Here is a 7,838-nt window from a genome sequence, read left to right as displayed (position 1 = left end):
AAAACACTGGCTGAAACACGACAACAAGCGTTGGACAACGCGTTTAATCAGCACCCGGAGCGGTTTAGAAAACGTCCGCGTGTTCAGTCTCCACCGGCAACGGTCGAAATCAACCCGGTAACTGAAGACGATAATGATGATGTTGCAGAGTCCGGAGTAAACTTCCCGACGCTGCCAAGGTTCATAGAAAAAACAATTTAACTTTTACACTGCTGGTTCAAATGAGGTTGACACATTCCGATATTAATCTTCCTTCTCTAGTTGTTTATCCATTAAGTTGATTTAACGTCATGTATTGACGTCCATTCGTACTACCGGAACGAATCCGAGATCTTTCTAAGTACAACTGGAAAAGAAAGATTTAATGTTTTGATAACATCCTAATATACTTATATAGTGATCAAAAAGTGACCAGTCAAGTTTTTCTTTTGATTAGTTTTTGGGGGAGAGTTCAGCGTCAGGGAGTAGATCTTAGAAGTTCTAGGTAAGTTACTGAGAAGGGGGAGTTTATACGATCGACTAAGAACAACTAGAAAGCTAAAGCTCTTTTAATTGAGCAACGGAAAGTTGTCTTTTCTTCTTTATCGATATACTCCAAACTGCCGCCATGGCTGAGCATTATTTGGCGGCTTAGTGCTAGTCCTATGCCGGAACCTTCGCGCTTTGTTGTAAAAAAAGGGACAAACAACATCTTTCGCGCGTCCTTGTCGACACCCGGACCATAGTCAGAGATATCAATATGTACGTAGTATCGTGACAAACTTAACTTTACATCTATACGCTTTGAGTTTGCGGTTTCAACAGCTTCGATAGCGTTTTTTATCAAGTTTATGATGACTTGCTCAATTTGGCTTTCGTCAACCATCACAAAATGATCAATCACTCGATCTAATCGAACTTCTATTCTCTTTTGCTTATACTCGTCTTCGAAAATGCTTAAGCTATGACGGACGATGTCATCAATCTTAGCCTTTTTTAGGTTCGGTTTGGGAAGGTTGTCTAACTGTTTGAATTTAGAGACGAAGTCCTTCAGTTTAGTTGCTCTACGTTCTAGAATTTCCAATCCTCTTGTCAGATCTCTTTGATCGGAGACTGTAGCAAAAGAGAGTTTTTTGGGTAAAAGTTTTTGACAAGAGTTTGATATTGAAATTAATGGCGTTAAAGAATTAGCTACTTCGTGTGTGAGCACCTTAGTCAGAGTTTTGTAGGCTTCTTGTTCTTGCAAAAGCATTCTATTATGCACGGAATGCATCGAAACAACCTTTAATTTCCTTTCTTGAAACGACATTATCGTTGTGTATAAAGATATCGAATCAAGGCGTTCTTTTGTTTGCCAAGTAATTGTTTTTTCTATGTTAGGGTGAGTATTTTCTATTACTGTTAAGAGATGCCCTAAGTCACTTGCCTGCTTGATTCGTCTCCCCAAAATATCGTCAACTTTGCTATTTTTACGAACAATCTCCCGGGTGTTGGCATCAAAGATAAGTACGGCAAACTCTAAATGCATAAGTATAGATGATATGAGTTCGTGTTCTTCTTCAGCTTTTTTTTGGGTAGATAAAAATGCCTGCCTAGCCTTCTCGAAGTCGTTTTTAAGGAAGTGAACGTTTGCTATTCTCTGAGTTTTATCATCACTCAATAACGTCCTAATAATGTTAATTTGATTATCTTGATATTTCGCAATTAAGCCGCACTGGAGAGCGATAAAAAAGCATCCAAAAACAAATAAAAAGGCCGATAAAAAAGTCATTTCAATTTCTATAAAGACCAACACGGAAGCCGAGACCAATACTAGCGATATTATATTGTAGATTAGGAACTTATATTGAATACCCATTATAAATTATGCTTCTCCATTCTTCGGTATAGCGAACCCCTGGTAATTCCTAGTGACTTAGCCGCTTTGGTGACGTTACCTTTATGATGACTTAAGGCGCTTTTTATCGTTTCCAATTCTATATTAGCCAAGTTGAAGTCTTCTATTTTAAGGGGATGGTCAAGCTCTGAAGTATTGTCTTTAGGCTCATAGTTTTGTCGGTTAATGATATGGTTAGTGTCTATTTCTCCATCATCACAAAGAAGGATTGCCCTTTCTACACTATGGGCGAGCTCCCTGATATTTCCCGGCCAGTCATAACCTTGTAAATCGTTGACTGCTTTGTCTGGTATACGCAAATGCTTCCGATATTTCTTTGAGAATAAATCAAGGTAGTAATTTAACAAGTGAGGAATGTCGTCTCTACGCTCCCGAAGTGCTGGGATATGAATTTCGAAAGTATTAATTCGGTAGTAGAGATCTTCTCTATAAACGCCTGAGCTAATAAGTTTAGACAGCTCTTCGTTGGTCGCACAAATCAATCGGATATCGATTGAAAAAGGTTTGGTACTGCCAACACGAGTAATCTCTCTATTTTGCAGAACACTTAATAGTTTTGCCTGATGCTCTAGTGATAAATTTGCAATTTCATCAAGAAAAAGAGTCCCGCCTGAAGCCACTTCAAACCGACCTGGTTTATCCTGAGTGGCTCCGGTAAATGCTCCTTTGGTATGACCAAACATCTCGCTTTCAAATAAGGAGGTTGGTATTGCTCCCATATCTAATTTGATCAAAGAGCTTTTAGCACGGAGACTCTGATTGTGGATAGCATAGGCAGCGAGTTCTTTACCGGTGCCACTCTCGCCTGTTATTAGTACGTTAGCGTCGGTTTTTGCAATTTTATCTATCATCTCAAAAACGTGCTGCATGGATTTGCTTTTGCCGATAAATTTATGCGAAGGAGAATTTACGGACTTATTAAGGGTAAGGTTTTTATTTCTTAGGTTAGCGAGCTCTCGCTTATCGGCAAGGTGTTTCATTGAAGAAGATAGTTTGGCAACAAGCTCATCGTTGTCCCATGGCTTAGTCAGAAAATCTAATGCGCCTTGTTTAATAGCTTCAACTGCTAAATCTATCTCTCCGTACGCGGTCATGCATAACACGCCAATTGTGTCATCTACTTCAAGAATTTTCTTCAGCCAAAACAGCCCTTCTTTTCCACTGCTAGAGTCTCTGGTGTAGTTCATGTCGAGTAAGACGAGGTCGTAATTGTATGAGTTTAATGTGTTTATAATCTCACTAGGCGAGCTAAGCGTGCTGACCTTATCGAAGTTGCCCTTTAAGAGAAGCTCCGCCGCTAGTAAGACATCAACGTCGTCATCAACAACAAGTATTGAGCTAAATTTTTTCATTAAAGTCCAGCCATATTTTTTGAACGATGTTACTCGACAGCAAGTGTTCACTTTCGGACGAATTTTGTTTTTAGTCAAATTAAAGGTGTCCGATTTTGTTACACATTTAACTCGTTTAAGTTTAAGTAATTGATTTTTAATTATATATTATTTGGCTTGAGTTTTGCTTGATCTAATGCGATTTAGGAAAAGACTTTTTAGGAACCTATCGTGGATAAAATAGTAAAAAGAAAGAATACACGGAAAATAGGGCTTATCTTGATAGTAAGTAGCTTATTGGTAGCCGCGCTATACATAGTGATACTTTCTGGCAGTTTTGATAAGAGCCGTTTACAAAAAGTAGCTAAATCTAGTATTACAATTTCCACCGCCCGGGAAGGCTTTGTAGAGGCTTCGTTAAACGTAAGAGGTAAGATTGCTCCGCAGAAAACGATTTATCTGGACTCAGTTTCCGGTGGAAGGGTTGAACAGAAATTTGTGGAGCGGGGTGATTACGTCAAAAAAGGGGAGCCTTTGGCTCAATTAAGCAATACAAGCTTGCAATTGGATGTGATGAGTAGAGAAGCACAAGTAACTGAACAGCTCAACTTTTTACGAAACACACAAATGACAATGGAAACGAACCGGCTAAACCTTAAGCGGGATTTATTAGAAATAGAACTGCAAATTTCACACCTTGAGAGAAAATATAAGCAAAGTACGCATCTTATGGAACAGGGTTTGATTCCTCAAGAAACTCTGGATGAGGTTCGAGAAAATTTAGTTTACTACCGTTCGAGAAAAGAACTAACTTTGGAACGCCAAGATCAGGAAAACAGCATCAGGAAAGCGCAAATTGCACAGCTTAAAGACAGTGCCGAAATGTTGGAAAAGAATTTAGAGTTTGCAAGAAAGAATATTGAAAATCTATTAATTAAATCGCCGGTGAACGGGCATTTGAGCGAGTTCAATATTGAGCTAGGTGAATCAAAACAGGCTGGATCACGCCTTGGACAAATCGATATTCCCGGCGATTACAAAGTTTCTATTTTTCTGGATGAATATTATCTGAGTCAAGTAGGGCTTGGTGATGAGCTTCGCGTAAAGCTAAAAAATACAATGCTAAAAGTGCATATTTCGAAAGTCGACAGTCGAGTTTCAAATTCCCAATTTTTAATTGAAGCTGATCTTCCCTCTGATATTCAAGGGTTAACAAGCGGTATGAGCGTTGAAGCAGAGCTTGTTTTATCTAGTAATAATCAGAAGGGCGTTATTCTCGATCGTGGAGCTTTCTTTTCTTCTACTGGTGGAAACTGGGTTTTTGTTTTGAGTGATGACGGTGAATATGCAGAGAGACGACCAATTAGAATTGGGATAACGAACAAAGATTACTATGAAATACTTGATGGAGTTAACCCGGGTGAACGGGTCATTACGTCAAGTTACAGCGGTTTTGAACGAGCTGAAAAGCTTGAGTTACATTGAATTGGGGACAGCCATGATAGAAATTAAACGTTTAAGCAAGGTTTTTGCCACAGAAGAAGTGGAGACCACTGCGCTGAATGATATCGATTTGAAAGTTAACGAAGGTGACTTTATTGCTGTTATGGGTCCGTCGGGCTGCGGTAAATCTACGCTTTTATCTATACTGGGAATGTTGGATTCGCCGACTTCTGGTGAATTTTATTTTCTGGATGAGGAAGTCTCCAATTATGCAGAGCGCACCCTGACAAAGCTCAGGAAGAGTAACATTGGGTTTATTTTCCAGAATTTTAATTTAATTGACGAATTAACTGTTCGTCAAAATGTTGAGCTTCCGCTGCAATATCAGCATCTTCCTAAAGCCCAAATACGAAAAAGAGTCGACTCTATTTTACAACGTGTCGGAATTGATCATCGAGCCAATCACTTTCCACAAGAACTGTCAGGAGGTCAGCAACAAAGAGTCGCTATTGCGCGGGCTTTAGTCATTGACCCTAAGCTTATTTTAGCTGACGAGCCAACCGGCAATTTAGATTCAAAAAATGGTGACCAAGTAATGCAGTTGTTGGAAGAACTGAATAGTGCAGGCACAACTGTTGTAATGGTGACTCACTCGGAGAAAGACGGATTTCATGCTGACCGTGTCGTTTACATGCTCGATGGAAAAATTATTGAGTCAGATATGCTTCGCAGTACAAATTTAACGTCATAAAAGGCTAACTGTATGATTGTTAACTACATACAAAACGGATATCGAACTTTAGCTTTTCATAAAAGCTACTTTATCTTGAATTTCTTGGGCCTGGGGTTGGGAATTTGCGCAGCTGTTTTGGTCGCAACATTTGTTAATTATGAGTTGAGCTACGACCGATACCAGCCTGAATCTGAAAATATATATCGAGTTCATACCGATTTCAGTGCATATGGTTTAGGTGTGTTACCTGTCTCAAATGTGGCTGTATCTAATGAAGTTAAAAGCATTAACGATATTCGCGAAGTTTTTGTGCTGTCTAACGCGAAAGTCCCCAATTTTGCTGAGCTAAATGGTAGAAAATTCGACTTGCCCAACTATTATTCTGCAACAGCAAATATCAAGAATTTTATCGATCTCGATGTACTGCACGGTGATCTCGCTGAGGTGCTTAGTAAGCCAAATCAGATTGCTCTCAATAAATCGCAAGCAATACGATTTTTTGGGGTCACCGATGCAGTTGGAAAAACACTAACTGCTGGCGACAAGGAGGTTAAAGTCGGCGCTATTTTTCATGACTTGCCATCTAATACTCACTATGATTTCGAAATGCTGAGTCGAATAGAGCCGAGCGTCATGAGTTCGACCAATAGAGTGAATACCGATAGTTTTGTTTACATAAAAACGGGAAAGAATGTTGAAGTTTCCGAACTAGCTGAGCGACTCAGTGATGTGTACGGCTCCGGCACTTTTGAAGGTAAACTGAAAATTCAGCTTGTGCCTTTGCGCGATATACACTTGATGCCAAGCACCGTGATGGATATGAAGCCTGGTGGAAGTAAAGAAGCAATTTATATAAGTTCTTTATTAAGCGTCGTAATTATATTCATCGCCGGTTTTAACTTTGTAAATCTTACGATTGCACAAAGTAATAAAAGAGCAAAAGAAGTAGGAATGAGAAAAGCATTAGGAGCTTCTAAGTTACAGATATTTCTTCAGTTTCTGACTGAAACTCTGATGATTACATTGAGCTCTTTGCTTTTTGGACTTGCGCTTGCGGAAGTGCTGTTGCCTTGGTTTTCAAACTTAGTCGGAAGCCCTCTAGCATTTGGTAGTCAAAATTGGTTCATTTTCTCAATTGTTGTTCTTACGCTGATGTTGAGCGTGATTGCGGGTTGCTACCCGGCTTTATTTTTTGCCAACTTTAGTACGCGCAGGATTCTAAGTGGTGATATTTCTACTGGTAAAACAGCAATTGTTGTTAGGAAGACACTTCTTGTGATTCAGAGCGCCATGGCTATTGGCCTAATAACCGCATCAGTTATTTTGATTTTGCAGGTTCATTACATGGAGTCGATTTCGCCAGGATACTCTTATCAAAACCGAGTAGTAGTTAATGTTCCTAGGGAATTTGCCTTTAGTAAAAATGATACTGCGTTTATAAATCAAGTTAAACAAATAGAGGGTATTTCAAACCTATCGGTTATCGACAGTGACTTAACTAAATTTGCATCTGTGACATCAAGTATCTCCTGGAGTAAAGGTGCGACTAAAATAGAGAAAGTTTCAATAATAGGAACATCATACAACATCACTGAAGGGCTGGGGGTTGAGTTACTAGCCGGCCGGGATTTTAGCGACCGCTATCAAAGTGACTGGGCATCAACTCAGGAAAGCGGGGGCGTAAGAATGTCTGGAATGGTCACTGAGTCCTTGGTTAAGATGGCTGGGTTTGAGAATAATAAGGCGGCAATTGGTGAAAGGATCTCTTTACCTGGAGGAGAGGAAATCACCGTAGTTGGTGTAGTTAGGGATGTCCAAATTGGAAGCACCCGTGGGGAAGTTAGTAATGTTTTATTTATCTGTGGCCAGACACAGTCTAACCGTGTAGCTGTCACATTGGTGGTCGAGCAAACTCGGTTATCAGCAGTAGTTGAGAAAATCAGTGAGCTAACTAAAAATGTGACAAACGAAAATGAACCGAAAATTTGGAGTTTAGAAGATAAATATTTGCAACTTACGGACTCTGAGAAACGAATTACCAAGGTTGTCGTCTCATTTTCCGTTTTGTCGGTCTTATTGACAGCTTTTGGTATGTATGGCCTAGCGACATTGTCTATACAGCGACGTAAAAAAGAAGTCGCTATTCGAAGAGTGCTTGGAGCGTCAAAGTTGGGGATAGTAACTTTAGTCGCTAAAGAATATTTGCTGATGGTAATTGTGAGTGCTTTACTGATCCTACCACCGACTTTCTATGTTCTAAACGACTGGCTGAAAGAGTTCAATTATAGAATAGAGCAACCAATTTGGGGGTATTTATTACCTTATTTGATTGTTTCAGTCATTACTTGGTTAACGGTGGCATCAATCACCTACCGAGCGGCCTCGATACATCCTTCAACGGTTTTGAAGAATGAATAGAAACTCGTGCACACAGGATAATTAGCAACAAGGAAGG

6 protein-coding genes are annotated in these 7,838 nt (G+C 39.7%); 4 read left to right on the top strand and 2 right to left on the bottom strand.

The window, feature by feature from the left end; translation table 11 throughout:
* On the top strand, positions 1–201 hold a 201-nt coding region (locus RJ32_RS14885; protein ID WP_034821951.1), incomplete at its 5' end, for a hypothetical protein.
* 328 nt (positions 202–529) lie between these two features.
* On the opposite strand, the gene RJ32_RS10230 is transcribed toward RJ32_RS14885, so the two are convergent.
* Complete coding sequence (locus RJ32_RS10230) at positions 530–1,750, bottom strand: PAS domain-containing sensor histidine kinase (protein ID WP_158511977.1); 1,221 nt, start codon at positions 1,748–1,750, stop codon at positions 530–532.
* An 86-nt stretch (positions 1,751–1,836) separates the two neighbouring features.
* The gene (locus RJ32_RS10225; protein WP_339613007.1) at positions 1,837–3,306 is read right to left on the bottom strand and encodes a sigma-54 dependent transcriptional regulator; all 1,470 of its coding nucleotides are present in this window, start codon (positions 3,304–3,306) and stop codon (positions 1,837–1,839) included.
* A 132-nt stretch (positions 3,307–3,438) separates the two neighbouring features.
* Between RJ32_RS10225 and RJ32_RS10220 the strand changes: the two genes are divergently transcribed.
* Genes RJ32_RS10220 through RJ32_RS10210 form a run of 3 tightly spaced genes read left to right on the top strand, consistent with a single transcriptional unit; the run spans position 3,439 to position 7,801 of the window.
* On the top strand, positions 3,439–4,692 hold the full coding sequence (locus tag RJ32_RS10220; RefSeq protein ID WP_034821942.1) for an efflux RND transporter periplasmic adaptor subunit: 1,254 nt from the start codon (positions 3,439–3,441) through the stop codon (positions 4,690–4,692).
* A gap of 13 nt (positions 4,693–4,705) precedes the next feature.
* Positions 4,706–5,401, top strand: coding sequence for an ABC transporter ATP-binding protein (locus RJ32_RS10215; RefSeq protein ID WP_034821939.1), 696 nt, complete (start codon positions 4,706–4,708; stop codon positions 5,399–5,401).
* 12 nt (positions 5,402–5,413) lie between these two features.
* Positions 5,414–7,801 (top strand): ABC transporter permease, encoded by a 2,388-nt coding sequence (locus tag RJ32_RS10210; protein WP_034821936.1) that lies wholly within the window; start codon positions 5,414–5,416, stop codon positions 7,799–7,801.
* Positions 7,802–7,838 lie beyond the last annotated feature (37 nt).

Source organism: Idiomarina sp. 28-8 (genome assembly GCF_000320945.2).
GTDB classification, from domain to species: Bacteria; Pseudomonadota; Gammaproteobacteria; order Enterobacterales; family Alteromonadaceae; genus Idiomarina; species Idiomarina loihiensis.
Note: the sequence above shows the minus strand (reverse complement) of the source record. Positions and strands in the feature narration are given on the sequence as shown.

Coding starts and splice junctions, on each gene's coding strand:
- RJ32_RS10215 (WP_034821939.1), top strand. CDS start 4,706: ATGATAGAAATTAAACGTTTAAGCAAGGTTTTTGCCACAGAAGAAGTG.
- RJ32_RS10230 (WP_158511977.1), bottom strand. CDS start 1,750: ATGACTTTTTTATCGGCCTTTTTATTTGTTTTTGGATGCTTTTTTATC.
- RJ32_RS10210 (WP_034821936.1), top strand. CDS start 5,414: ATGATTGTTAACTACATACAAAACGGATATCGAACTTTAGCTTTTCAT.